Origin of the sequence: uncultured Idiomarina sp. (genome assembly GCF_964010655.1) — a bacterium.
Taxonomy (GTDB): domain Bacteria; phylum Pseudomonadota; class Gammaproteobacteria; order Enterobacterales; family Alteromonadaceae; genus Idiomarina; species Idiomarina baltica.
This window is the reverse complement of the sequence record NZ_CAXGLS010000034.1, coordinates 1-26005: the sequence shown is the minus strand read 5'-3', so window position 1 is coordinate 26005 and position 26005 is coordinate 1. Positions and strand designations below refer to the sequence as shown.

17 protein-coding genes, 2 tRNA genes and 1 pseudogene are annotated in these 26005 nt (G+C 47.3%); 18 read left to right on the top strand and 2 right to left on the bottom strand.

From position 1 onward, the window contains the following. The 8 genes and pseudogenes from ABNS04_RS09110 to tilS all read left to right on the top strand — a co-directional run. A pseudogene (locus tag ABNS04_RS09110) lies at nt 1-532 on the top strand (TIGR03503 family protein); the annotation flags it as partial. Nucleotides 533-671: 139 nt separating this feature from the next. Continuing rightward, nucleotides 672-748, top strand: a tRNA-Asp gene (locus tag ABNS04_RS09105). A gap of 26 nt (nt 749-774) precedes the next feature. Further along, nucleotides 775-851, top strand: a tRNA-Asp gene (locus ABNS04_RS09100). A 170-nt stretch (nt 852-1021) separates the two neighbouring features. Next, entirely contained in the window at nt 1022-3211 is a 2190-nt protein-coding gene (locus ABNS04_RS09095) for a M3 family metallopeptidase (protein WP_272978531.1), read from the top strand. Between the two features lie 99 nt (nt 3212-3310). Continuing rightward, on the top strand, nt 3311-4603 hold the full coding sequence (locus ABNS04_RS09090) for an NAD(P)/FAD-dependent oxidoreductase (RefSeq protein ID WP_272978532.1): 1293 nt from the start codon (nt 3311-3313) through the stop codon (nt 4601-4603). Between the two features lie 75 nt (nt 4604-4678). Beyond that, nucleotides 4679-8158, top strand: coding sequence for a DNA polymerase III subunit alpha (gene dnaE, locus ABNS04_RS09085; RefSeq protein WP_272978533.1), 3480 nt, complete (start codon nt 4679-4681; stop codon nt 8156-8158). Between the two features lie 15 nt (nt 8159-8173). Continuing rightward, entirely contained in the window at nt 8174-9130 is a 957-nt protein-coding gene (gene accA / locus ABNS04_RS09080; protein WP_272978534.1) for an acetyl-CoA carboxylase carboxyl transferase subunit alpha, read from the top strand. Nucleotides 9131-9139: 9 nt separating this feature from the next. Then, the gene (tilS, locus tag ABNS04_RS09075) at nt 9140-10483 is read left to right on the top strand and encodes a tRNA lysidine(34) synthetase TilS (protein WP_272978535.1); all 1344 of its coding nucleotides are present in this window, start codon (nt 9140-9142) and stop codon (nt 10481-10483) included. Here the strand turns inward: tilS and ABNS04_RS09070 are convergent. Then, nucleotides 10455-11384, bottom strand: a complete 930-nt coding sequence (locus ABNS04_RS09070) for a GGDEF domain-containing protein (protein WP_272978537.1) — start codon at nt 11382-11384, stop codon at nt 10455-10457. The genes tilS and ABNS04_RS09070 overlap by 29 nt on opposite strands. A gap of 155 nt (nt 11385-11539) precedes the next feature. Here ABNS04_RS09070 and ABNS04_RS09065 point away from each other — a divergent pair, with 155 nt between their 5' ends. From ABNS04_RS09065 to ABNS04_RS09030, 8 genes are all read left to right on the top strand, one after another. Beyond that, nucleotides 11540-13504, top strand: coding sequence for a monovalent cation:proton antiporter family protein (locus ABNS04_RS09065; protein ID WP_272978538.1), 1965 nt, complete (start codon nt 11540-11542; stop codon nt 13502-13504). 150 nt (nt 13505-13654) lie between these two features. Next, a complete protein-coding gene (locus ABNS04_RS09060) occupies nt 13655-14920 on the top strand; it encodes an efflux RND transporter periplasmic adaptor subunit (RefSeq protein ID WP_272978539.1) in 1266 nt (421 codons plus the stop codon). Nucleotides 14921-14932: 12 nt separating this feature from the next. After that, the gene (locus tag ABNS04_RS09055) at nt 14933-18112 is read left to right on the top strand and encodes an efflux RND transporter permease subunit (RefSeq protein ID WP_272978541.1); all 3180 of its coding nucleotides are present in this window, start codon (nt 14933-14935) and stop codon (nt 18110-18112) included. 158 nt (nt 18113-18270) lie between these two features. After that, nucleotides 18271-18990 (top strand): DUF599 domain-containing protein, encoded by a 720-nt coding sequence (locus ABNS04_RS09050; RefSeq protein WP_006955711.1) that lies wholly within the window; start codon nt 18271-18273, stop codon nt 18988-18990. A 4-nt stretch (nt 18991-18994) separates the two neighbouring features. Next, nucleotides 18995-20026: a succinylglutamate desuccinylase gene (astE, locus tag ABNS04_RS09045; RefSeq protein ID WP_272978547.1), complete on the top strand. Its 1032-nt coding sequence runs from the start codon at nt 18995-18997 to the stop codon at nt 20024-20026. Between the two features lie 145 nt (nt 20027-20171). Next, nucleotides 20172-21359, top strand: coding sequence for a thiamine pyrophosphate-dependent dehydrogenase E1 component subunit alpha (locus ABNS04_RS09040; RefSeq protein WP_006955709.1), 1188 nt, complete (start codon nt 20172-20174; stop codon nt 21357-21359). Then, nucleotides 21359-22336: a transketolase C-terminal domain-containing protein gene (locus tag ABNS04_RS09035; RefSeq protein ID WP_006955708.1), complete on the top strand. Its 978-nt coding sequence runs from the start codon at nt 21359-21361 to the stop codon at nt 22334-22336. Before ABNS04_RS09040 ends, ABNS04_RS09035 begins: the two co-directional genes overlap by 1 nt. An 11-nt stretch (nt 22337-22347) precedes the next feature. Then, nucleotides 22348-23895, top strand: a complete 1548-nt coding sequence (locus ABNS04_RS09030; RefSeq protein ID WP_272978544.1) for a dihydrolipoyllysine-residue acetyltransferase — start codon at nt 22348-22350, stop codon at nt 23893-23895. A gap of 51 nt (nt 23896-23946) precedes the next feature. On the opposite strand, the gene ABNS04_RS09025 is transcribed toward ABNS04_RS09030, so the two are convergent. Next, on the bottom strand, nt 23947-24840 hold the full coding sequence (locus ABNS04_RS09025; protein WP_006955706.1) for a DMT family transporter: 894 nt from the start codon (nt 24838-24840) through the stop codon (nt 23947-23949). A gap of 95 nt (nt 24841-24935) precedes the next feature. On the opposite strand from ABNS04_RS09025, the gene ABNS04_RS09020 reads away from it, so the two are divergent. Both ABNS04_RS09020 and ABNS04_RS09015 read left to right on the top strand, forming a co-directional pair. Continuing rightward, nucleotides 24936-25352 (top strand): VOC family protein, encoded by a 417-nt coding sequence (locus ABNS04_RS09020; protein ID WP_272978545.1) that lies wholly within the window; start codon nt 24936-24938, stop codon nt 25350-25352. Nucleotides 25353-25431: 79 nt separating this feature from the next. Continuing rightward, on the top strand, nt 25432-26005 hold a 574-nt coding region (locus tag ABNS04_RS09015; protein WP_348671375.1), incomplete at its 3' end, for a PAS domain-containing protein.

The window sequence follows — 26005 nt, the reverse complement described above, 5'->3', positions numbered from 1 at the left end:
AATAACCTTGAGTGTTAAGCAAGCGAATCGAGCTGAGCAGGATCATCAACTAATTCTAACTATTGATGACGGTCGTGTTGAACTGAGCAGCATGGCGATTAATGGAACGGTGGACTTTCCTAATGGTGAAAAGCGCGACTTTTCATTAACGGAAGTAGAAACGAATACCGTTAATATTCCTATTGCAAACCTCGACTTTGGCCGCCATCTCATCGATATGACGATTTTTGCGACAAATAAGCAAGGTCGAGAGTTTGAGTTAGTGATCGATGACTATAGCTTTATTTCGAAACGTCCTGACAAGAATACCTTAACGAAAGCGGAGCAATTTGCAGCTAAACGAGCCGCGTTAGAACAGCAGCGGATAGAAAAGCAACGGCAAATTGAGGAGCAAGAGTCGCAAGCGGTGGTGAATTTAATCATTATTGTGGCAATTAATGTGATCTTGGTACTACTCGGAGTGAGTGCAATTTGGTTCCGAAAGAGACGAACTAAGTCGGCAGCAACGGATAGTCATGATAAAAATGATTAAAAAACGTCTCATCTGGACATTTAACAGTCAAACGAACGGGAAAATATAAAAATCTTTAAAAAAAGGGTTGACTGAATCGGTGGTCACTCGTAATATTCACGCCGCGTTGAGGGGGCAACCCCCAACACAGTGACTTAGTGGAGCGGTAGTTCAGTTGGTTAGAATGCCGGCCTGTCACGCCGGAGGTCGCGGGTTCGAGTCCCGTCCGCTCCGCCATTAAGTCACGCACACTCTGAGAATGTGGAGCGGTAGTTCAGTTGGTTAGAATGCCGGCCTGTCACGCCGGAGGTCGCGGGTTCGAGTCCCGTCCGCTCCGCCACTTCTCAAAAATTAAAGTCCCACGTTGGGGCTTTTTTTTTGCCTGTAATTCATGCCTTCCTAGCACTAGTCGAAAAAAAACGCCGTTTGAGCGTTACGCGCTTGCCACTGTTACAATATAACCATAAAGTAAAGAAATTAAATATCACAATAACAAGTTAGGAGATAACTATGCGTAAAACGCTCGTAGCCGTTGCTATTGGTACAGCGCTATCGCTCGCCGCATGTAGCGATGCTGAACAACAGAACCAACAAACTTCACAACAAGCTGAAACCGCGCAAGCGGAACAAGCGAGTAAAGACGTTGCTCAACAAAATCCATTTTTTGAGCCTAGCCCACTGCAGTATCAAGCACCTGATTTCGATGCGATCAAATTCGAACATTTCGAACCTGCATTTGAGCGCGGCATGAAAGAGCACATGGAAGAGATTGAAGCAATTGCTTCAAACTCAGAAGCGCCTACCTTTGAGAACACCATCGTTGCGATGGAAAAATCAGGCCAGATCCTGAATCGTGTAAGCGCTGTGTTTTATAATCTTTCATCTTCAAACAGCGACGATCAAATTCGTGATTTGCAAGTCAAGTTAGCGCCGAAAATGTCAGCGCATAGCGATAATATCTCGCTCAACGCAGACTTGTTTGCACGCATTAAAACTTTATATGACAAGCGTGAATCACTGGATCTAGATACGGCTTCTTTACGTTTGCTTGAAGATACTTACAAAAGCTTTGTACGTTCAGGTGCACAACTCAGTGATGCGGATAAACAAAAAATCCGTGATATCAATGAGCAGCTATCAAGTCTCACTACCGAGTTTCGCAACAACTTGATGAACCTGACACAAGAAAATGTTATCTACGTTAAGGATAAAGCGGAGCTGGCAGGTTTGAGTGATAGCCGTATTCGCTCGTTAGCTAGTGCTGCTGAGAGTCGCGACCATAAAGGTGAGTATGCCATTGTATTAACTAATACCACGCGCCAGTCGATTCTAGCAGAGCTCGAAAACCGTGAGTTACGCCAGCGTGTATGGGAAGCTTCAGCTAACCGTGGCACTGGGAACACGAAAACAGACCAACGTCCTCTAGTTAAGAAACTCGTTGAGTTACGTGCTCAGAAGGCGAGTTTATTAGGCTACGATAGCTGGGGAGATTACACCTTAGAAACCAATATGGCAGGTAACCCAGAGGCCGCACAAGACATGCTACGTGACTTGGTTCCAGCGGTTGTATCGAACGTTGAGCGCGAAGCGCAAGAAATTCAAGCAGCTATCGATGCAGACGGTAAAAACTTCGAACTGAAGCCGTGGGATTGGTTCTACTACGCTGAGAAAGTGCGTGAAGCTAAATACGCAATCGATGGCGAACAAGTTAAACAATACTTTGAATTCAACCGTGTGTTAAAAGATGGTGTGTTCTATGCGATGAACCAGCTGTTTGGCATCACATTTAAAGAACGTGATGATATTCCAGTTTATCATCCTGACGTTGAAGTCTATGAAGTGTTTGATGTTGATGGCTCAAGCTTAGGCCTGTTCTATGCCGATTACTATGCGCGCGAGAGCAAGCGTGGTGGTGCTTGGATGAGTTCATTCCGCAGCCAATCAGAACTGCTTAATCAAAAGCCTGTTATTCTCAATAACATGAACATCACAAAAGCACCAGAAGGTGAGCCGACCTTATTGAGCTTTGATGAAGTATCCACGATGTTCCACGAGATGGGTCACGCGTTACACGGTATGTTCTCTGATGTGAAATATCCGTCACAAGCGGGTACTAACGTACCGCGCGATTATGTCGAGTTCCCATCTACGTTCCAAGAAGACTGGACTTTGAATCCTAAAGTAATCGCTCACTATGCTAAACACTATGAGACCGGCGAGCAGATTCCACAAGGGTTGCTTGATAAAGTACTTGCGGCACGTAATTTCAACCAAGGTTTTGACACCTTAGAGTACGTTGCAGCGGCATTGCTCGATCTGGAATACCACACAGTACCGGCGGGAGAAGATATTGGTGATGTGGGCGAGTTCGAGCAAAAAGCCCTTGAAGAAAATGGGGTAGCGGTTGAAGCGGTGCCACCGCGTTATCGTTCGACCTATTTCGCACATGTCTTTGCAGGCGGCTACTCTGCTGGCTATTACGCTTATATGTGGAGCGAGGTGCTTGCAGCAGATGCATTTAAGTATATGAACCAAAATGGTGGTTTGACGCTAGAAAATGGTCAAGCATTCCGTCGCGATATCTTATCGCAGGGTAGCAGTAAAGATCCGATGCAGCAGTACATCGATTGGCGTGGTCAAAAACCGACTGTTGAAGCCCTGCTTGAGCGTCGTGGTTTGACGGAACCAAAAGTTGACTAAAAACATTTAGTAAATCTGTAATATAGTGCTGTAAATAAAAGCCACTGGCGTTATGATCGCCAGTGGCTTTTTCATTTATCGGCAGGGATATTACAAGCAATGACAGAAAAAATTGTCGTGGTTGGAGGCGGTGCAGGTGGTTTAGAGTTGGCGACCCAATTAGGAAGAAGTTTAGGGCGCTCCGGTAAGGCAGAAGTGTTATTAGTTGATAGAAATAGCACGCACGTTTGGAAACCGTTACTGCATGAGGTTGCATCAGGTGCGCTTGACTCGCGACTCGCAGAACTTGATTACCGAGGACAAGGAGCTCGTTCTGGCTTTCGGTTTATCGTGGGCACGCTGGAAGCCGTTGATAAAGACAATAAAACCATTACTTTATCGGCGATAGAGGAGGAAGGCGAGGAAGTGCTGGCACCGCGCACTTTAAATTATGACAAGCTTATTCTATCCGTCGGTAGCGTCACTGCTGATTTTGGTACGCCAGGTGTCGCTGAACATTGCTACTTCCTCGATTCAACGGCGCAAGCCGATGCTTTTCACCATCATCTTTTGAACGAATTCTTGCGTGTTAACCAAGCACTCGAAGATGGTCATGATGTCACCCTAGACGTCGCTATTGTAGGCGGCGGTGCCACCGGTGTTGAACTTGCTGCTGAACTAGTACATTCCGTGTCTCTGCTGTCAATCTATGGTTTAGGCCACCTCACTCGCGATCGACTGAATATCACGTTAGTTGAAGCAGGTAAGCGCTTATTACCCGCATTGCCCGAGCGTTTATCACAATCGGTGCATAAAAAGCTTAATAAACTCGGAGTAAAAGTGCTGCTTGGTAACCCCGCCAAGGAAGCCCAAAAAGGTCAGTTGGTACTTAATGATGGACAAAGTATCAAAGGCGATCTAATGGTGTGGGCAGCCGGGGTTCGAGCACCTGATTTCTTGACGGAATTAGGTCTGCCAACGCGGAAAAATAATCAGATCGAAGTTGATTCGTTCTTACAAGCAAAAGGTGCCGATTCAATTTATGCATTGGGCGATTGTGCCGCCTGTGCCATTGACGAAAACCGCTTTGTCCCACCGCGTGCGCAGTCGGCTCATCAAATGGCTGACTGTCTTTATAAAAATATCCGTCGCATGCAAAAAGGTAAAGCGCCCAAAGCATTTAAGTACAAAGACCGTGGTTCATTGGTGTCGCTCAGCCGATTTTCGGCCGTAGGGAACTTAATGCAAAGTAAGAGCTTATCGATGTCTATCGAGGGCACGCTGGCGCGTTATGCTTATGCGAGTCTCTACCGCATGCATCAACGTGCGTTACACGGCTGGTGGAAGATGCTGCTCGTTATTGCTGTGGATAAGCTGAACCACGCGGTTAAACCCCGTTTAAAACTGCACTAAGCATGTACTTGAATAGCCCGATAAGGCAGAATATCGGCTTAATATTCAGCATGCAGTTTACCAATTAGGTTTTTAATGGCAGCAGATACTTCTTTTGTTCATTTAAGAATTCACAGTGACTTTTCAATGGTGGATGGGCTTACTAAAGTGAAGCCCATTTGTCAGCGTGTGGCGGACATGAATATGCCCGCTATGGCGCTTACCGATCAAATGAACTTTTGTGGTCTGGTGCAATATTATGGCGCAGCTCACAGCCAAGGTCTCAAGCCGCTTATCGGGGCTGACTTATGGGTATGGGGCGACTACCCCGAAGGTGAGATTTTTCGCCTGACCGCATTGGCAATGAACAATGATGGATATCAGCAGATTATCCAACTCATTTCAAAAGCCTATTTGCGCGGTCACGTGCAGGGCAAGCCGGTGATTGATAAAGCCTGGCTGGCGCAGCATAATGACGGCATCATTCTGCTCTCGGGCGCGCGCGAAGGGGATATTGGCCGAGCGTTGTTGAAAGGTCATCAGGAACCTTTGCAAGAGAGCCTGGCGTTCTATAAGCAATACTTTCCTGAGCGATTTTATCTCGAGCTTATTCGTACCGGTCGCGCAGAGGAAGAGGCGTATCTGCATAGTGCGGTTCAACTCGCGGCAGAGCATGATTTGCCGGTAGTCGCGACGAACGAAGTGGTATTCCTCGAAGAAGAGAACTTCGAAGCACACGAAATTCGAGTCGCTATTCATGATGGCTATCAACTCGGTGATAAGCGACGTCCCAAAAAATACTCACCACAACAGTACTTGCGCAGTGCTGAAGAAATGCACGAGCTGTTTGCCGATTTACCCGAAGCGTTGGAAAACACCGTTGAAATCGCAAAACGTTGTAATGTCACCATTCGTTTAGGTGAATATTTCCTCCCGGCGTTTCCCACAGGTGATTTAACGGAAGGTGACTACCTCGTTAAGGTTTCGCGCGAAGGTTTAGAAGAACGACTAGAATTTTTATTTCCCGACGAGGCAGAACGTCAAGCAAAACGTCCTCCTTACGATGAGCGCTTGCAAACCGAACTCGATGTCATTAACCAGATGGGGTTCCCGGGCTATTTCCTTATCGTCATGGAGTTTATTCAGTGGAGTAAGGATAACAATATTCCTGTGGGGCCGGGTCGTGGTTCAGGTGCAGGCTCGCTAGTCGCTTACGCGTTAAAAATCACCGATCTCGACCCGCTCGAATTTGACTTACTATTCGAACGTTTCTTGAATCCAGAACGGGTTTCAATGCCAGACTTTGATGTCGATTTTTGTATGGATCGACGCGACGAAGTGATTGACCATGTCGCAGAACTGTATGGGCGCGACGCGGTATCACAGATTATTACCTTCGGTACGATGGCCGCTAAAGCCTCGATTCGAGACGTAGGGCGTGTGCTGGGTCACCCTTACGGCTTTGTTGATGGCATCTCTAAATTGGTACCTGGCGATCCAGGCATGACGTTGGCAAAAGCCTTTGAGCAAGTGCCCGAATTGGGCGAACGGTACGATGCCGACGAAGAAGTCAAAGAATTGATAGATTTCGCTCGTATCTTAGAGGGCGTGACACGTAACGCAGGTAAACATGCGGGCGGCGTGGTCATTTCGCCGACCACTATTACTGACTTTGCCGCACTCTATTGTGATGATGAGGGTAAAAACCCGGTTACTCAGTTCGACAAGAACGATGTGGAATCGGCGGGACTCGTAAAGTTTGACTTTTTAGGGCTACGGACATTGACCATCATTCAATGGGCATTGGATATGGTTAATGCACGCAAGAAAGAGGCGGGCGAACCGCTCATTGATATCAACGCAATTAGCTTAAATGACAAACAGTGTTTTGATGTGCTCAAACGCGCTGAAACAACAGCCGTTTTTCAGCTCGAATCAGCTGGAATGAAGAAGCTGATTTTGCGACTGCTACCGGATAGTTTTGAGGACATCATCGCGTTGGTAGCGCTGTTCCGACCGGGCCCTCTCGAATCAGGTATGGTTGATAACTTCATTGATCGTAAGCACGGGCGAGAAAAAGTATCTTATCCCGATGAAACGTATCAACACGAGTGTCTTGAGCCGATACTCGAGCCAACTTATGGCGTTATTCTATACCAAGAGCAGGTGATGCAGGTTGCCCAGGTGATGGCAGGCTACTCGCTCGGTGGTGCCGACTTGTTGCGTCGTGCGATGGGTAAGAAGAAACCGGAAGAGATGGCGAAGCAGCGAGAGGTATTCCGCGAGGGCGCGCACAACAATAATATCGATCCCGAGTTAGCGATGAAGATCTTCGACTTGGTAGAGAAGTTTGCCGGCTACGGGTTTAATAAATCTCACTCGGCCGCGTACGCGTTAGTTTCTTACCAAACTTTGTGGATGAAAACGCACTATCCTGCTGAATTCATGGCAGCGGTCATGTCGGCGGATATGGATAACACCGATAAAATCGTCACCCTAGCGGATGAATGCGAACGCATGGGCTTAGTGTTGCTTCCTCCGGATGTTAATAAAGGGGTGTACAAGTTTACCGTCGATGATGAACAACGCGTCGTTTACGGTATTGGCGCAATTAAAGGCGTGGGTGAAGCACCGATTGAGGCCATTTTAGAGGCACGTAATGAAGGGGGTCCATTTACGGACTTATTCGATTTTTGCTGTCGTGTCGATCTCAAGAAACTCAACAAACGTGTTTTAGAGCGTTTGATTCGTGCCGGTGCGATGGATAGCTTAGGTCCGCATCGTGCCAGTTTGATGGCTTCCCTTGAAAAGGCAATGCGGCAAGCTGTGCAACACCGTCAGGCTGAAAGCATTGGACAAGCTGATATGTTTGGCGTGCTCACGACAGAGCCTGAAGCCGTTGAGCACGAATTTGAAAAAGTAAAACCTTGGCCTGAAGCGGTATGGCTCGAAGGTGAGAGAGAGACCCTAGGTCTGTACTTGACTGGACATCCTATTAACCGCTTTCGAGCAGAATTACAGCATTACGTGGTCGGGCAGCTTGCTAATGTTAATGAGACCCGTAAAAACGAATACGTGGGAGTAGCCGGCTTGGTAATTGACGTTCGTGTGATTACCAACAAACGTGGGCAACGCTTTGCGATTGTTACATTAGACGATAAAAGCGCACGTATGGATGTGATGCTGTATAGTAATGAATACGATAGTTACCAACACGTGCTCGAAAAAGACAGAATTTTGTGGGCAAAAGGTGAGGTACGATTTGATAACTTCTCTGGCAGTAATAGAATGGTCGCCAGAGAAGTAATGACAATTGAGCAGGCGCGTGCCAGTTTTGTTAAACATTTGGCGATCACGGTGACCGGTGAACAAATTGAAAAGGGTATGACTAAGCGTCTCGCTGAGACAATGCGACCCTTTGCACAAGGCACCTGCCCAGTAAAAATTCATTACCGAGGCGAACGCGCGTTGGCCTCGATGAACGTTGGGGCTCAGTGGTATGTTGAGCCGACTGACGAACTAATACATCATTTACACGATCTACTGGGTGAACAGTGGGTCACGCTCGAGTTTTAGAGGAAACATTAAATAATGAGCCTAAACTTTTTGGATTTTGAACAACCGATAGCCGAACTCGAAGCCCAAATTGAAGAATTAAAGAATGTTGGCGAACGTGGTGAGCTTGATATAAATATCGAAGAAGAGCTCCAACGGCTTAAGCAAAAGAGCAAAGAGCTGACCGAGAAAATTTTCTCTGAGTTAGGCGCTTGGCAGGTTGCGCAGTTAGCGCGTCATCCTCTGCGCCCTTATACACTGGATTACATCAAGCGCATTTTTACTGAGTTTGATGAAATGGCAGGCGATCGTGCTTACGCAAACGATGAAGCGATTATCGGTGGTGTAGCGCGACTTGATGGCAGACCCGTGATGGTTATTGGCCAGCAAAAAGGGCGCGAAACCAAAGATAAGATACGTCGAAACTTTGGTATGCCAAAACCTGAAGGCTACCGAAAGGCGTTGCGCTTAATGGAGACGGCTGAGCGTTTTAATATGCCCATCATCACTTTTATCGATACACCGGGCGCGTATCCCGGGATTGGTGCCGAAGAACGTGGCCAGAGTGAAGCGATTGCGCGTAACCTGAAAGTCATGGCGCGTCTTACTGTACCTATCGTTTGTACCGTAATTGGCGAAGGTGGCTCCGGTGGTGCTTTAGCGATTGGTGTCGGTGATCGCGTGAACATGCTGCAATACAGCACGTATTCTGTTATCTCGCCAGAGGGCTGTGCGTCGATCCTATGGAAAAGCGCATCAAAAGCCCCGCTTGCAGCAGAAGCGATGGGGGTTACCGCAGATAAAAGTAAGTCATTAGGCTTAATAGATACGATTATTCCAGAACCTCTGGGCGGTGCGCATCGTAACATGGACGAAATGGCGGACCGATTAAAGGCGCAACTAAACAGTGACCTTAATGACTTAGTGGGTCTAGAGAAACAACAATTACTCGATCAGCGCTATCAGAAGTTGATGTCTTTCGGTTATTGCTAATCAGCCATTATGAAGAGCGATACGCTGTATTCTAAATTCCAGCAAAGTTTACAGCGCTTACATCTAGTGCCCGGGCAACAACTCGTTGTTGCCTTGGGTGGTGGTGCCGATTCACAAACCGTACTCGACTGTTTGAACCGGTTCAGACAAGGGAACCCGCAATACGAATATCTCGCTATCCATCTCGATCACCATTTTCATCCTCAATCTCCGGCTTGGGCAGAAACGATTAAAGGAAGTGTCGAAAGTTATGGTATGGCGTCTCACTTTGAAGACCTCACCTTTATAGAGAAAAACCGAGTATCGAAAGAGGCCATGGGGCGTGAGCGGCGTTATCAGCGTTTGGCAGAACTCACGGCAGATAATGCCATCATTTTGCTAGGACAGCATCGAAACGACCAAATTGAAACCTTTTTATTGCAATTGAAACGAGGCAGTGGGCCCCGAGGTCTCGCATCGATGGCTGAGGTCCAGCCATTTGTTGGTCAACGGAAACTGGTACGGCCGTTACTCGAAGTCAGTAAACAAGCTATCCTGAAGTACGCGCATGAGCACCAGCTAACTTGGATAGAAGATAATACCAATTATGATACGCGCATCGAGAGGAATTATCTGAGGCACAAAGTAATACCTCAATTAGAGCAGCGCTGGCCACAATTCGGGCAAAGTGTGCTGCGTTCAGCCGCGTTATGTGCAGAACAAGATGCTTTACTCGATGAGTTGCTAGCCGACAAACTTAACAACGCGTGGTGCTCTCATGCATGGCTAAATACAGGTTTAAGTTTAACGGAACTTGCTCATTTTTCTGAACCACTACAGCGCGCTGCGATACGCTATTGGCTGACACACCAGACGGGATGTGAACGCATGCCGTCGCAAGCTCAATTGCATCAAATTTGTCAACAAGCGCTGAGCGCTGCAAATGATGCAAAAGTCGCCGTTAACCTGGCCTCCGGCTGTGTATATAGGTTTGCTAATGCGCTTTGGTGGTTTGAACACGCTGACCAAGAGATGCACATGTCAGGTCACCGTGTGCAGTTACCGCACCCTTATGGCGAGCTCGTTTGGCAACTAAACGGCGCGCGTGTAGATGAAAACTCACCTGTGTTAGCCCGTCTCACCGATCTGTCTGCGGAATTGAAATCAATCAAACTATACCAGCCCGAGCGCGACGGCGGTAAACCCATTCGGGCGTGGTTAAAGCAAGCGCGCATTCCGTGGTGGTTACGAGAAGAATTACCGATTATTCGTTCCGGGAGTTGGTTGTGGTTACCCGGAGTCGGATGGCTGAATGAAGTAAGTGGTGAGCAACCTCCGCTCATCATTAGCATGCAGCAGGGCGATGAGGACTAACATCGCTACGTCCTTCATAAAAATGACGTGCGCCACCTGCATGTTTCGCCGCATACATATTTTCATCAACTTGCGCTAACACCTGTTCAGCGCTCAAATAAGGTTGAACACAGACCGATCCAGCACTGAGTTTAATATCATATCGGTTTATCAATCTGTGTTCGCATAATCGTTGTTGCATTCGTTTAAACGTGTCGTGAGCGGCACGTAATGAGGTGTGCGGTAATATAAGCAGAAACTCATCACCGCCATACCTTATCGCGGTGTGATGTTGATCAATTTCATCGCCGATGATTGCGGCAATTTGTTGTAAAATAGCGTCACCAACATCATGACCTTCGCTGTCATTGACTTGCTTAAAGTTGTCTAAATCAATCATCATTAACGTATGCTCATGCTGCTCAGCGGAATGAATGAGCTCGATGATACGCGACCGCACGATAGTTCGATTGAATAGTTGTGTCAGTGGATCACGAGCGGCGAGTTGACTCACTTTGTGAAACGCTAATAAATTCTTAAGTGGAAAGACGAGATGTGAGTGTATTTTTTTTAACCGCATTTTTTGAAGAAACGAAAGCGGTTGTGAGAACGTGTAAGTCATCTGTCCGAGTAACTGATCATCAGCGTAAACCAACACCGCATGTTGGTATTTTGGTTGACCCTGCCAAAGGGCAATAGTGTGCTGTAGAGATGGGCTCTCGAAGCGGATGGAATGGATAGGCACACGCTTATGCAAATGCGAACCATAGATTATAAAGAACTCATCAACGTTCAAGGTCGTTTGTAGTCGCTCGGAGAGGGAACGCGACCGTTGCCAATCTTCACGACGTGACAGATGACTCGATAATTTCTGTGGCATGCTGCATTGGGTGTTTTGTTTTATCGTTATTTTATTCAACATGACGACGACTTAACTGAAATAAAAATAGATTTAAGCAAAACCTATGCCACTTAGATAAAAGCGTAATAGTATCAAAAAGTTAAATTAGTAAAACGATTGTCATCCAAACAGTGTTATTATTTTGACAGAATGAAAATAACGATAAGGAGCAGCCTATGTACGGTACATTTGCCAGTTTACTGATGTTACTTGCAGTGGCCGTGGTTCTGGTTTGGGCATTTCGGCGCATAAAGCTACCCGCTATTTTGGCGTATCTTACCGCGGGTGTGATTGCAGGACCCGATGTAATGGGTTGGATAGCCGATCCAAACGAGTATCACCTGATTGCTGAACTGGGTATTGTACTGTTGCTGTTCTCGTTAGGTCTTGAATTCTCGCTACCGAAAATGCTCGCTATGCGGCGTTGGGTATTTGGCTTAGGTTCGGCTCAAGTGCTTGTTTCACTGGCCTTATTCATGGGCCTAGGGCTTTGGTTGCTTGATAGCCCAACAGCCGCACTCGCTGTAGCTGGAGCGCTGGCGCTTTCCTCAACCGCGGTGGTGATAAAACAGCTCAGTGAAAGCTCGCAAACGGCGACGCGACGCGGACAAATGACCGTTGCCGTATTGTTATTCCAAGATATCGCGGTCGTTCCGCTATTAATAGCTATTCCTTTGTTAGCTGGTCAAGGCGGCGAGAATATCGCTTACAGCCTATTGCTTGCGCTATTAAAAGGCGCTGCCGTGATTACTGTACTCCTATTAATTGGCAAGTGGGTGTTGCCGTTCCTATTTAGAGAAATCGCCCGGCAGCGCACTGACGAATTATTCGTCTTAGCAACGCTTTTAGTGGCGTTGGTCGCTGGCGGTTTGACGCATTTATTTGGTCTGTCGATGGCGCTTGGAGCCTTTTTAGCCGGTATGATGCTTGGCGAAAGTAAGTACAAACATCAACTCGAAGCCGATATTCGTCCTTTCCGTGACATTTTAATGGGACTATTTTTTACCACCGTCGGTATGCAACTGTCTCTGCATGCTGTGGTATTTGAGTTTCACTGGATAGTCGCCACTTTGCTGGTTATGGCGCTAATTAAGGTATTGTTGATTCAAGGTGTAGCGCGCATGATGGGTGAACACCGACGTGATGCATGGGCTGCCGCGGTTTCGCTGTTTCAGATGGGTGAATTTGGCTTCGTACTTGTCTCTTTGGCGGCGTCTTACGGGCTTTTAGAGCCTCGGATCAGTTCCATTCTGATTGGTGTGGGTGTGTTAAGTATGGCGATTACCCCACTAGTCATTCAAAAACTACAACCTTTGGTAGCGTTCTTGGCACACGATGAAGGTGATTCATCAGGTATCCACTCGGATCAATCCGAAGAGGAACAAGCGGCTCCGGCACTTATTTGTGGTTTCGGACGGGTCGGGCAGACCGTATCACGATTCTTGGAAGCCGAAGGTATTAAACATGTCGCGATCGACAATGACCCGATGCGTGTGCAAGAAGCGGTGGCAGGGGGCGCGAAAGTCTATTTTGGTGATAGCGCTAAGCGCGATATCTTGCGTGCCGTTGGGGCACAACATGCGCCATTAATCGTGATTAGTTATGCCGATGATACCTATGCGATAAAAACGCTAAAAGAAATCCGTGCCATGAACGAAGACGCTTTTATTTTAGTGCGAAGCCGCGATGATAGCCGTCTGACTGCGTTGCAAGAAGCCGGCGCTTCACAGGTTGTGCCGGATACGCTAGAAGCGAGTCTGATGTTGATATCGCACGTGCTGAACCGCTCCGGCGTGCCTATTCGTCGCATTCTCACGCGCCTAGAACAAGAGCGACGTAACCACTATGGCGATATGCATGGCTTTTTCCCAGGCTCGCATACGGATATGGATCCCGAACGGTTAGAGAAACTACAATTTTTACACGCCGTGCCGCTACCTCAACACGCATGGGCGGTTGGTAAGTCGGTCGAAGATTTAGACTGGTCTAAACGTAATGTAGAGCTTAAAGCTATTCGCCGTGATGATGTCGAAGTGACTGATTTAACAGATCAAATTGAGTTAGCAGTCGATGATGTTGTGTTGTTAAGTGGTAAACCGGCTGCGGTGGAAGCGGCAGAGCGGTGGTTACTTGAGGGGTAACAAGGGTTTCAGCTGAGTTTGTAATAGTCCGTTACAACTTAGGGGGCGAAACTCATAAATAGCAACACATCTGTGCTAACAATTTACATTTATTACGGCGATAATAAGGCTATAACAAAATATTCTTAACCAATTGACTGAGCGACAATTATGAAGATTAAGAAAAGAGCCTTTATCCCACCCGTCATTATACTTCTATTTATCGGACTCGCCGTGTTGGCGAGTATGATGGGTAAACCTCCCGAGAAAAAACAAAACGTAAAACCGGCCCCAATGGTCGAGGTGAAAGAGGTCCAGCCTGAGAATATGACATTTATTGTTGATTCACAGGGAACTGTAAGACCTAAGCACAGCACTCAGTTACTTTCTGAGGTAAGCGGTCAGATCATAGACATCGCTGATAACTTTAATGCCGGTGGCTTTTTCAGCAAAGGCGACATGTTGTTGCAGATTGACCCAAGTGATTACAAGGTCGCTGTTCAACAAGCAAAAGCACAGTTGCTACAAGCGCAGTCTGCACTTGAGGAAGAAAAAGCACGCGCTCGTGTCGCTGAAGAAGAGTGGGCGATGTTTAAAGACGGTGAAGCGCCTGCATTAGGTTTACGTAAACCTCAGCTTGCCAGCGCACTTTCTGCGGTTGAATCAGCTGAAGCTAATTTAGCAATGGCAAAACGCAACTTAGAACGTACGACAATCCGTGCGCCTTTTGATGCTATTTTGCGGTCGAAGCAAGCTGACTTAGGTCAGTTTGTCGGCTCAGGCAGTCAAGTTGCTATGTTATATGGCACCGGTACCGCCGAAGTTCGCCTGCCACTGAGCGATTTAGATACGACGTATCTTGATATGCCGAGCGAAGGTAAACAGCCGATGGTACACCTTCAGTCCATGGTGAACGGTATCAGTACTGATTGGCAAGGGCGCTTGGTGCGTACCGAAGGCGTGTTAGATGAAAATAGCCGCGTTGTTTATGGCGTTGTGGAAGTTAAAGACCCATACAACCTTGATGGCAACACACACAATGCACCGCTACGCTTCGGTCGTTTTGTCGATGCTAAGATTGAAGGTCAATCGGTATCGAATGTCATGAGTGTACCGACTTATGCGATCAACGAAGATAGCTCAGTTTGGATTGTCGATGAGGAACGTGTTCTTAAGCATCGTACCGTACAAGTCATTCGCACCCAGAGTAATGATTCAATCATCAGTGGCGGACTGAAGCGTGGTGACAAGGTCGTGTTAACACAGTTAGCTAATCCGTTGCCTGGCACACCTGTTCGTTTAGAGGGTGATCCGCTCCCGTCACAGATGGAGTCGACTGCACAAAAAGAACAACAAGAAGGCGATAACCAGCCATCAGCAGAGTCGGATAGTGGCGAAGCCGGCAACGAACAAACGGCGAGCAACGCGAACCGCTAAGAGGTCATGACAATGAGTACAGAAGATACCAATAAGGGCATTATTGCATGGTTCGCGCGTAATTCGGTTGCCGCTAACCTGCTATTATTCCTAATTGTAGTTGCGGGCGCGATGTCTATATTCAGTGTCCGCAAGCAAATGTTTCCGGAAATTTCACTGAACGTAATCAGTATTCAGGTGCCATTTCCAGGTGCTGCGCCTCAGGAAGTTGAGCAAGGCGTCATCATGTTAATCGAAGATGCGCTTGAAGATGTCGATGGTGTTGAGGAGATGACATCGCGATCTCAAGAGGGCCTTGGCTCGGTCACTATCGAAGTCGAACCCGATTACGATGTGCAAGTGGTGATGGACGAAGTTAAAATGCTGGTGGACGCCATCCCGAACTTCCCACAACAAATTGAAAAGCCCAACATCTATCGCGTGCGACCTAACCGCAACGTGATCTGGATGACTGTTTACGGTGATGTGACGGAGCGGCAACGCAAAGAGTTAGCTAAAGAAGTCCGAGATGATCTTAAGCAAGTGGGCGGTATCACCAAAGTCGAAGTGGTCGGTGCGCGTAACTACGAAATTGCGGTCGAAATCTCGCAAGAAGACCTTGAACGTTATGGCTTGAGCTTCCAGCAAATTGTTAATGCAGTGCGTGGTACATCGCTTGATGTCGCCGGTGGTTCTATCAAAACGCCCAATGGCGATATTTTATTACGAGCTAATAATCAGGCGTATGTCGGAGATGAGTTCGAGAAAATCGTTCTGATCAGTCGTCCTGATGGTACTCGATTAACCTTAGGTGATATCGCTCAAGTTACTGATGGATTCGTCGAGACGGAAGCGTTCACTCGTTTCGATGGTAAGCCAGCGACTTTTGTGCGGGTTAACTCGGTAGGCGATCAGAACGATCTTAAAATCGCTGAAGTGGTGAAAAACTATGCGGAACGTAAAAATGCTTCACTCCCTGATGAAGTAAAAGTCGCGTATTGGGGGGATTCGTCATATTACCTGCAAGGTCGTCTCGACCTCATGTTAAACAACATGTGGATGGGGGGGCTGTTAGTTTTCCTCATGCTGTCGTTGTTCTTGCAACTGCGATTGGCATTCTGGGTCATGATCGGTATTCCTGTGTGTTTCTTAGGCACCATAGCGCTTATGCCGCTGCCGATGTTTGATGTATCCATTAATATGATTTCCTTGTTTGGTTTCATATTAGTGCTCGGTATCGTCGTGGACGATGCCATTGTGATAGGTGAAAGTGCCTATACCGAGATTGAGGAAAAAGGGAAGTCGATAGACAACGTCGTTCGTGGCGCTAAGCGGGTTGCGATGCCAGCGACGTTCGGTGTTCTGACCACCATGGTGGCGTTCGTGCCTATGCTGATGGTGGATGGCGGTATGGGCGCGATTTGGGAGTCTATTGCTTGGGTCGTCATCCTTTGCTTAATGTTCTCGTTAATTGAGTCTAAGTTGATATTGCCTGCGCATATCGCTCATATGAAGTACTCAAAAGATGGCAAAGATAAACCGAATGCTTTTCAGCGCTTCCGTAACCGGTTTGCCGACGCTGTTCAGCGCTTCGTAACTGGCTATTATCGGCCGTTCCTTAAAAAGTGTTTGCATTATCGTTACACCACGCTCGCAACCTTTGTGGGGATGCTGATTTTGATGATTGGCTTAATCAATGGTGGGATTGTGCGCTGGGTCTTTTTCCCAGATATCCCGAGTGACTTTATTCAGGCAAACATTGAAATGCAGCCAGGAACGTCGGAAGAGCGCACTATTGAAGTCTTAAAAGCGGTCGAGAACGGGCTTAAGTCGGTCGATGACACTATCGCTGAAGAAGAAGGCTCAGGTGTTGTTCGTCATACCAATATTTGGATGAACGGTAATACCGGCGGCACTATCTTTGCTGAGTTGAAAAAAGGCGAAGAACGTGAGATCGACGGCTATGCGATTGTTAATAAATGGCGCGAAAACGTGCCAGAATTAGCCGGTGTACGTACCGTTAACTTCCAGGGTGGTATTGGCGGTGGCAGTGGCTTCGATATCGAGTTCCAGTTGACGGGACAAAATCTCAATGAGCTTAAATCTGCAGCGGACGAGCTGAAGCAAGTCATGTCGACTTACGATGGTGTGTTTGATATCGAAGATACATTCGGTGACGGCAAAGATGAGATTTTGCTCAAAACCAAACCACTCGCAGAAGCCATGGGTATTGATCTTGGCGAGTTGGCTACGCAAGTGCGTTATGCCTTCTATGGAGCTGAGGCGCAACGTATTCAGCGTGGCGACGAAGAAATTAAAGTCATGGTGCGCTACCCTGAATCTCAACGTCAATCGGTGGGTAACTTGCAAGATATGAAGTTACGTACAGCGGATGGCGGCGAGATTCCGTTTACCGAGTTGGCTGAGATTGAACACTCGCAAGGTTATGACACCATTACGCGTATCGATCGTCAGCGTTCAGTAAACGTGAGAGCTCGCGTGAACAAGGATGAAGTCGAGCCCTCTAGTATCGTGCAAGAGATCCGCAACGTGAAATTACCTGAGATCTTGGAGGGTCATCCAAGTGTTGGGTTTGGTTTGCAAGGCGCGACTCAAGATGAGGCGGAAGCGACTAGTTCATTGGCCATTGGTGGCGTATTAGCTATGTTTGCGGTATACGCGCTGATGGCTGTGCCACTGCGCTCATACAGCCAGCCGCTTATCATAATGTCAGTAATCCCGTTCGGTATTATTGGTGCGATTATTGGCCACTGGATTTTGGGTATGCCGGTAAGCATCCTGAGTTTGTTCGGCATCATTGCTTTAGCCGGGGTCGTGGTAAATGACTCTTTGGTAATGGTCGACTATGTCAACCGAGCGCGTGAAGAGGGTACGCAATTGCGTCATGCGGTGTTAGATGCGGGCTGTCGACGCTTCCGAGCGATTACGCTGACGTCGTTAACGACGTTCTTCGGCTTACTACCAATCGTGCTAGAGAAGTCATTACAGGCGAAGATCGTTATTCCAATGGCGATATCCTTGGCATTTGGTATTATTTTCGCAACGATTATTACCTTGTTGCTGATTCCATGTCTCTACCTGATTTTGGATGATGCAAAACGCAACACGCAAACGATGTTGTCTTGGTATGGTTTGGCGAAACCACCTAAGCCCAAAGAAGAAACTACGGAAGAAGCATTAAAAGATTATTAATTTAATGCGCTGCAAAAGGCCGAGCCTCCGTGCTCGGCTTTTTTGTGTCTGGTTGAGGTAGCATTACGGTTTAAATTTAAATTGCGCTCATCAAAGTTGTCATAAACTGTTAACATAAGCCGATTAATGTGGGCACAATTATCAGGTGTGGGGACGCTATGCTGCTATCAATGATCGACATCATTGTTTTGTTGTTCTTTTTTGTTTGCTGGATAGGTTATTCTCTGTTCGCGCGTAAGCGCGCTAAAACCACACACTGTTTGTCCAGTATTTTGTGTGAGCTGCGTATTGATTGGATGCGTAACGTGATGCACAAAGATAATCAAATTGCCGATGCATCACTTATCGGTAACGTCGAACGTACAGTGACGTTTTTCGCATCTTCGACCATTCTGGTGTTGGCGGGTGTAATTACCGTACTTGCGCATGCCGACCAGCTTGTAAATGTACTCAACGAACTACCGCTAACACCCACCGCTCATGTGAATATGGTGCAGTTTAAGCTTGCTGTGCTAGCGCTTATATTTATCTACGCCTTTTTCAAATTTACTTGGGCTATACGGCAGTTTGGTTTCGTGTCAGTGTTACTCGGTGTCAGCGTAAATTATCAGCAAAATCAGCGCCCGGAAGAAGAACGGGAAGAGTTTGCTCGTCATGCTGCGAAAGTATTGGACCAATCCGGTCATGAATATAATAAAGGCTTAAGAACGTATTATTTTGCACTCGCGTACATGTCATGGTTTTTGCATCCGGTGATGCTGGTGATCTCAAGCGCCATCGTCGTCTGGGTACTGTACCGGCGTGAATATAAATCACGGGTATTACGTGATTTGCTAGCGACCAAAGGGTTTGTCCCCGGGAAAAAAGTGAAGGAGTAAGATGGTGGACCAAGTGTTTAGCAATTTTCTTAACTGGACTCGAGAACATGAGTGGGGCTACCCCGAACAATTTCAGAAAACACTAGATAACGGTACTCAATTAACGGTTTGGGACAGTGGCGTGTTGGTTGTTGAACCGAAGCATACCGGCGACAAAGATATTATTTTATCGTGTGCTGTTCATGGCAACGAAACCGCCCCCATTGAAATTTGCAGCGATATTATTCAGGACATTATTTCGGGTGAGCAGACAGTCGCTCATCGCGTTCTGTTTCTAATTGCAAACCCGGCTTCAATTAATATTGAACAGCGGTTTGTTGAAGAAAATATGAACCGTTTATTTAGCGGTGCGCATAGTCAAGGTGATCAACAGAATAAAGAACGCGAGCGTGCGAAAAAAATTGAAGGCTATTGCGAGCGTTTTTACACATCGGCGCTACAGGGAGAACGTCGCCGTTATCACTATGATTTACATACCGCTATTCGCGACTCGAAGCGCGAAAAATTTGCCGTTCATCCGTTTACCGACGGTAAGCCATATCATCGTGAGCAATTGCAGTTTTTACTCGCGTGCGGTGTTGATACTATTTTATTAAATCAACAGCCGACCACAACGTTTTCTTATTTTTCATACAACACCTTCGGAGCTCAGGCATTTACCGTTGAGCTGGGTAAAGTGAAAAAATTTGGCGAGAATAATCGTGTGGATTTCCAAGCGGCAGAAGATACGCTGCGTCGGCTAGTGGGTGAGCAAGCGCTTAGTTTCCCTGAGTTTGAACCAGAACAGCACTTTATGTTTGCTGAAGCGCAAACGATTAATCGTCAACACGAAGAATTTGAACTTAATTTCGCCGATGACGTAGCTAACTTTACCGCTTTTGACAAAGGCGACCTATTAGCGATTGATGGTGGCGAAAACATTTACGCACAGCATGATGGCGAACATATTATTTTCCCCAATGCGCAGGTGGCATTGGGGCAACGCGCTTTGTTGACCGTAATCCGAGTACCGACAGAATCACTCGAGCTGGTCTAATCTCCGCATAATATTTGTTAAAACTGTTCGTTTCCATTTACACTAGGCCCACTGGATATTCTCCCGTGGGCTGTTTGCATGACACTTTACGTAAAGGTAAAGTAGCGGCAAATTTACACCCTGCTTAAAACCGAAAGAGAAGGTTATGGCCAAGGATAAAAAACACAATACAGAGATAGTGACCCAGTCACAGTGGTTTGACAGTGACTCAGTAACTATTCCCATGTTGCAGCTTCTTAAAGAAGACGGCAGCTTACATAAAGGCGTTGAGATGCCAGAGTACGATAAGGATCTCATCGTTAAAATTCATGACACTATGCTGTTCATCCGTACCTTGGATGAACGCATGATTGCCGCACAACGCCAAGGTCGTATTAGTTTCTACCTGGCTTCGCGTGGCGAAGAAGCTGAAAGTGTGGCTTCAGCCGCGGCGTTAGACCAAGGCGACATGATCATGGGTCAATACCGTGAGCAAGGCGCGCTGGCTTATCGTGGATTTACCGTTGAACAGTTCATGAACCAGTTGTTCTCAAACGAACAAGATCTCGGTAAAGGGCGTCAGATGCCGGTTCACTACGGGTGTCGTGAGCTTAACTTCATGACCATCAGTTCACCTCTGGGTACTCAGATTCCACAGGCGACCGGTTACGCGTTTGGCCAAAAAATGGATAAAACCGGCAAATGTACTATTTGCTACTTCGGTGAAGGTGCGGCATCTGAAGGTGACTTCCACGCTGCACTGAACATGGCATCAGTTTATAAAGTGCCGGTAATCTTCTTCTGTCGAAATAACGGTTATGCGATTTCTACACCGTCTCAAGGTGAGCAATACGGCGGCGATGGTATCGCACCCCGTGGTATTGGTTACGGCATCAAAACTATCCGTGTCGACGGTAATGATGTGTTTGCTGTGTTGAAAGCAACCCAAGAAGCACGTCGTCTCGCCGTTGAAGAAGACGAGCCTGTATTAATCGAGGCGATGTCTTATCGTATGTCGGGTCACTCAACCTCAGACGATCCGACCGGCTACCGTACGCGTGATGAAGAAGACGAGTGGAAAGTGAAAGATCCGCTTGAACGTCTGCAAAAGTGGATGTTGAACGAAGGTTGGTTGACCGAAGAGCACATCACCAGTCAGCACGAGAAAGTTAAAGCCAGCGTTTTAGCAGCACTGAAAGAGGCCGAGAAAGTGCCAGCTCCTCACATTGATGAACTTATCAATGACGTTTACGACCAACCGAATGAGTTGCTTAAAGAACAGCTTGAAGAACTTAAAGAACACATTCGCAAATATCCGGATGCCTATCCGAAAACGTCGGGGAGACTGGACTAATGGCTAAAATGAATTTACTACAAGCCATCAACAGCGCCTTAGACCTGGCGATGGCTAAGCACGACAACGTATACAGCTTCGGCGAAGATACTGGCGGTTTCGGTGGTGTATTCCGCGCGACCTCAGGCTTAACCGAGAAATATGGTAAACACCGTAACTTTAATACGCCGCTCGTTGAGCAAGGTATTATTGGTTTCGCGAATGGCTTGGCATCACAAGGCAGCTACGCCGTCGCAGAAATACAGTTCGGCGATTATATCTTCCCAGCGTTTGACCAAATCGTTAACGAATCAGCTAAATTCCGCTATCGCTCAGGTAACGAGTTTAACGTCGGGGGTTTAACGATTCGCACGCCGTATGGCGGTGGTATTGCAGGTGGTCACTATCACTCGCAATCTCCGGAAGCCTATTTTGCACATACGCCGGGCCTAAAAATCGTCATGCCACGTAACCCATACGAAGCCAAAGGGTTATTGCTGAGCAGTATCTTTGATCCCAACCCGGTTCTGTTCATGGAGCCTAAGCGCTTATACCGTGCTTCAACCGGTGATGTACCAGAGGAAGAGTACACGATTCCTCTCGGTCAAGCTGAGGTGGTTAAAGAAGGCGCTGACATCACGCTACTCGCGTGGGGCGCACAAATGGAAATGACTGAAAAAGCGGCTGAACTTGCTGAGAAAGACGGTGTTTCATGTGAAATAATCGATCTGCGCACGATTTTGCCGTGGGACGTAAAAACCGTCACTGAGTCGGTGTTGAAAACGGGACGTTTAGTTATCAGCCAAGAAGCGCCGATAACCAGCGGCTTTGCGAGTGAAATCGCAGCGACAGTACAGGATAAATGCTTCTTGTATCTTGAATCGCCGATTGCGCGCGTGTGTGGTTTGGATGTTCCTTATCCATTGTGCCATGAGAAAGAATATATGGCGGATCATCTGAAGATCTACGAAGCCATTAAACGCACGATGAACTACTAAGGGTCAATGTCATGAGTAAAGATTTTATTCTGCCGGATATTGGTGAAGGCATCGTCGAGTGTGAAATTGTTGAATGGCTTGTAGCCGAAGGCGATACCGTAAAAGAAGACCAGCCGGTTGTTGAAGTAATGACCGACAAGGCGATGGTTGAAATTCCTGCGAAGGATGATGGCGTTGTTGAGAAGCTGTATTACCAGAAAGGTGATATCGCAAAAGTTCACGAGCCATTATTCCGCATCAACGCCGAAGGTGATTCTTCTGATGATGCAGCGCCGGCATCTGACGATGCTGCACCTGCTTCTTCGGATGATGCTGAAACCACTGATTTCATTCTGCCGGATATCGGTGAGGGTATCGTGGAATGCGAAATCGTTGAGTGGCTCGTCAGCGAAGGCGATGAGGTCAAAGAAGATCAGCCCGTTGTCGAAGTTATGACTGACAAAGCGACAGTTGAAATCCCGGCTAAAGAAGACGGCAAAGTGGTTAAGCTTTATCACAAGAAAGGTGATATCGCTGAGGTCCACAAACCGTTATTCGCACTGCAACCCGCTGGTGGCGTTGAGCCAAGCAAGCAGACTAAAGATTCAGCACAAGCGCAGCAGAAGAACACGCCAAGTCAGTCGGCTGATGGCGGGGCAGAACCTGCGCAACCAGCGCGTCAAGGTAAGGCCGTTGCGAGTCCTGCGGTGCGTCGTTTAGCGCGTGAAAATAGCATTAACATCGCGGATGTGCCAGGTTCGGGTAAAAAAGGTCGAGTGTTAAAACAAGACATTAAAGACTTTGTCGCAGGTGATAAGTCAGCACCACAAGCGAGTACACAACAGCAAACGACGACTCCTGCACAGCAGAGCGGTGGTACGCGTACCGAAGCAATCCGTGGTGTGAAAGCGGCGATGGCGAAGCAGATGATGAACTCTGTCAGTACCATTCCGCACTTCACTTACTCGGACGAGTTTGACCTGACGAACTTGATTGCATTGCGTGAAAAACTCAAAGAGCAATATAAAGAACAAGGTGTTCGCCTTACGGTGATGCCGTTCTTTATTAAGGCGCTGTCATTGGCGCTGAAAGAGTTTCCGATCATGAACGCGCAGGTCAACGATGATTGCACGGAAGTCACTTATTTTGACGACCACAATATCGGCATGGCGGTTGATACCAAAATCGGCTTGTTGGTACCTAATGTAAAACAGGTACAAAACAAGAGTATTATCGATGTGGCAAATGAAGTGACACGTCTGACCCAAGCGGCACGCGAGGGCAAAGTACCACAAGCCGATATGAAAGGCGGTACCATCAGCATTTCAAACATCGGTGTTATTGGCGGCACGGTGGCAACGCCGATCATTAATAAGCCCGAAGCAGCGATTGTCGCTTTAGGAAAAGTACAAGAGTTGCCACGTTTTGATGCGAATGGTCAAGTGGTTGCACGTAAGATGATGACGGTGAGCTGGTCAGGCGACCACCGTATTATCGATGGCGGCACCATCGCGCGCTTTAATAAGCGTTGGCAAGAGTTTCTTGAAGATCCTACCAGCATGCTGGTGAATATGGTCTAACGGGACTGACTAGAAAAAAGGCGCTCCACAGAGCGCCTTTTTTAATGGTCATTAACCAAGGGATTTCTTTTTAATGCGAATGCGCTGAAAGACTAACCCGGTGATAATCAGTACTAAGCCAGCGATAGTGCTCATGTGAATCGTTTCGCCAATGATCTGGTTGAGTAAAATCAGCGAAATAAACGGCGATAAAAATATCAAATTACTAATAAGTGATGTATTGGTTGCGGTTTTCATTGCGCTCATCCACAGCAAAAAGGTAATACCCATTTCAAATAAGCCGACATAGCTCACTGCCAGCCATCCTTGCCATGGGATCCCGCTCCAATCGTCAAACCATACTGATGCTACCCACAAGAACGGAAGCGATAAACCGAAAGCAAGCACTAACTGTACGACCGAATCAGCGTTACGTTTGGTATTGATAATCCAGTATAAGGCCCAAAGAAAGGTCGATAGTAGTGCCCATAAAACGCCCTCTAGATTACTGAATGAAAGTCCTATAATATCGCCACGCGTCGCAATCACCAGCACGCCTAAATAGCCCAGAGCGCTGGCAAACCAATCCCGCTTACGAATTTTTTGTTTAAGTAATACCGCTGCCATAAATGTGAGCGCAATGGCCCAGGTATAATTGAGCGGTTGAGCCTCCGATGCGGGAAGCAACGAGTAGGCCTCGAACAACACTAAGTAGTATACCGTGGGGTTGAGCACACCAATTAAAAGGTAGTAAAGAGGCATCCGGCGCAGCTCAAGCAAAAGTTGCGCTTGCTTACCTTGAATAAATGCCACCAAGGTCAGCACGAGGCATGAAACGGCACTCGCAGCGGTCACCATTTGCAGGGGGGAGAGGTAGTTAAGCGTGATCTTGAAGGCGGTTGCTACCGTAGACCATAGCAACACAGCGGAAAGTGCATAAAGAAACGCCTTTTTGTCGTTTTCCATTATCCCCCCATAGTGCATGTTAAGTAATTGGCGCGGAGAATAGCGCACTTTGGGGTGAGTGCCTAGCTTAGTTTAAATGGAGTTTAAAAGGTCGTATGAGTGGATATCTAAGTGTCATCACTTTGGTTGTCGATGACCTCAATCGAAGTTTTGAGTTTTACAACCAAGTATTTAATTGGCCTAATAAAGGTTTGCAAGGTAATCGAGAAGATGACACGCAGGTGGCATTCTTTTCCCCGCAAGGGAGCGTCAAAATTGCGCTTTGGCCACGCGAAAGTTTTAATCGCCAATTAGAGATCAATAGCGTACATTCGCCTTGCATGGGTACCACCATGCAAAGTCTTAATTTAGAATCGGAATCCGCGGTTGAAGCTTTATTTGATCGCGCTATGCATGCCTTTGCAGAGTCTATCAAGCCGCCTCATTGGCAGCCTTGGCATTGCTATGGTGCCTACTTTAAAGACCCTGATGGCCACTTGTGGGAAATCACCTTTAATCCATCCAAAGCTTAAGAGATAAGTTCATCGCTTAGTTGCAAGGATCCTTAGTCACAAATTTTAGAGTGCATACTCTAAAATGCCGGAGGAAAGTATGTTTAATCGGCAAATAAAGCAACAACTCGAGACGACACAGCAAGTCGTTTCACAGCTACAGTCGACGTTTGACGCAATTGATGACCACGTCGCACGCATCGACTTCACCCCAACAGGTGACGTCATTGATGCTAACAATGTGTTTTTAGGCGCGATGCAGTGTTCATTAGAGGATATCGTCGGGCGCCATCATCGGCAATTCTGTGATAGTGAGCTTGCCGCCTCGGACGACTATCGCCAGTTTTGGCGGGATCTTGCTCAGGGGGTTGCGAAAAAAGGTCGGTTTAAGCGTCGACGGCCGACAGGTGAAGAACTGTGGTTAGAGGCGACCTACTTTCCCGTGCGCGATGCTCAGGGGCGCGTGAATCGTATTATGAAAATTGCTTCGGATGTCACCGCCGAGGTGGAGCAGCTCAATCGACAACGTTCGATTACCGAAGCGATTAGCCGCTCGATGGCGGCTATTGAGTTTGATACCCAAGGTCACGTGTTGTGGGCAAATGATAACTTTTGCCGAACTATGGGTTATCGACTCGAGGATATTCAGGGTAAGCATCATCGAATATTCTGTG

Excerpts from the sequence above, each read along its gene's own strand:
- ABNS04_RS09095 (WP_272978531.1), top strand. The coding sequence starts at position 1,022 with ATGCGTAAAACGCTCGTAGCCGTTGCTATTGGTACAGCGCTATCGCTC.
- ABNS04_RS09090 (WP_272978532.1), top strand. The coding sequence starts at position 3,311 with ATGACAGAAAAAATTGTCGTGGTTGGAGGCGGTGCAGGTGGTTTAGAG.
- dnaE (WP_272978533.1), top strand. The coding sequence starts at position 4,679 with ATGGCAGCAGATACTTCTTTTGTTCATTTAAGAATTCACAGTGACTTT.
- accA (WP_272978534.1), top strand. The coding sequence starts at position 8,174 with ATGAGCCTAAACTTTTTGGATTTTGAACAACCGATAGCCGAACTCGAA.
- tilS (WP_272978535.1), top strand. The coding sequence starts at position 9,140 with ATGAAGAGCGATACGCTGTATTCTAAATTCCAGCAAAGTTTACAGCGC.
- ABNS04_RS09070 (WP_272978537.1), bottom strand. The coding sequence starts at position 11,384 with ATGTTGAATAAAATAACGATAAAACAAAACACCCAATGCAGCATGCCA.
- ABNS04_RS09065 (WP_272978538.1), top strand. The coding sequence starts at position 11,540 with ATGTACGGTACATTTGCCAGTTTACTGATGTTACTTGCAGTGGCCGTG.
- ABNS04_RS09060 (WP_272978539.1), top strand. The coding sequence starts at position 13,655 with ATGAAGATTAAGAAAAGAGCCTTTATCCCACCCGTCATTATACTTCTA.
- ABNS04_RS09055 (WP_272978541.1), top strand. The coding sequence starts at position 14,933 with ATGAGTACAGAAGATACCAATAAGGGCATTATTGCATGGTTCGCGCGT.
- ABNS04_RS09050 (WP_006955711.1), top strand. The coding sequence starts at position 18,271 with ATGCTGCTATCAATGATCGACATCATTGTTTTGTTGTTCTTTTTTGTT.
- ABNS04_RS09040 (WP_006955709.1), top strand. The coding sequence starts at position 20,172 with ATGGCCAAGGATAAAAAACACAATACAGAGATAGTGACCCAGTCACAG.
- ABNS04_RS09035 (WP_006955708.1), top strand. The coding sequence starts at position 21,359 with ATGGCTAAAATGAATTTACTACAAGCCATCAACAGCGCCTTAGACCTG.
- ABNS04_RS09030 (WP_272978544.1), top strand. The coding sequence starts at position 22,348 with ATGAGTAAAGATTTTATTCTGCCGGATATTGGTGAAGGCATCGTCGAG.
- ABNS04_RS09025 (WP_006955706.1), bottom strand. The coding sequence starts at position 24,840 with ATGGAAAACGACAAAAAGGCGTTTCTTTATGCACTTTCCGCTGTGTTG.
- ABNS04_RS09020 (WP_272978545.1), top strand. The coding sequence starts at position 24,936 with ATGAGTGGATATCTAAGTGTCATCACTTTGGTTGTCGATGACCTCAAT.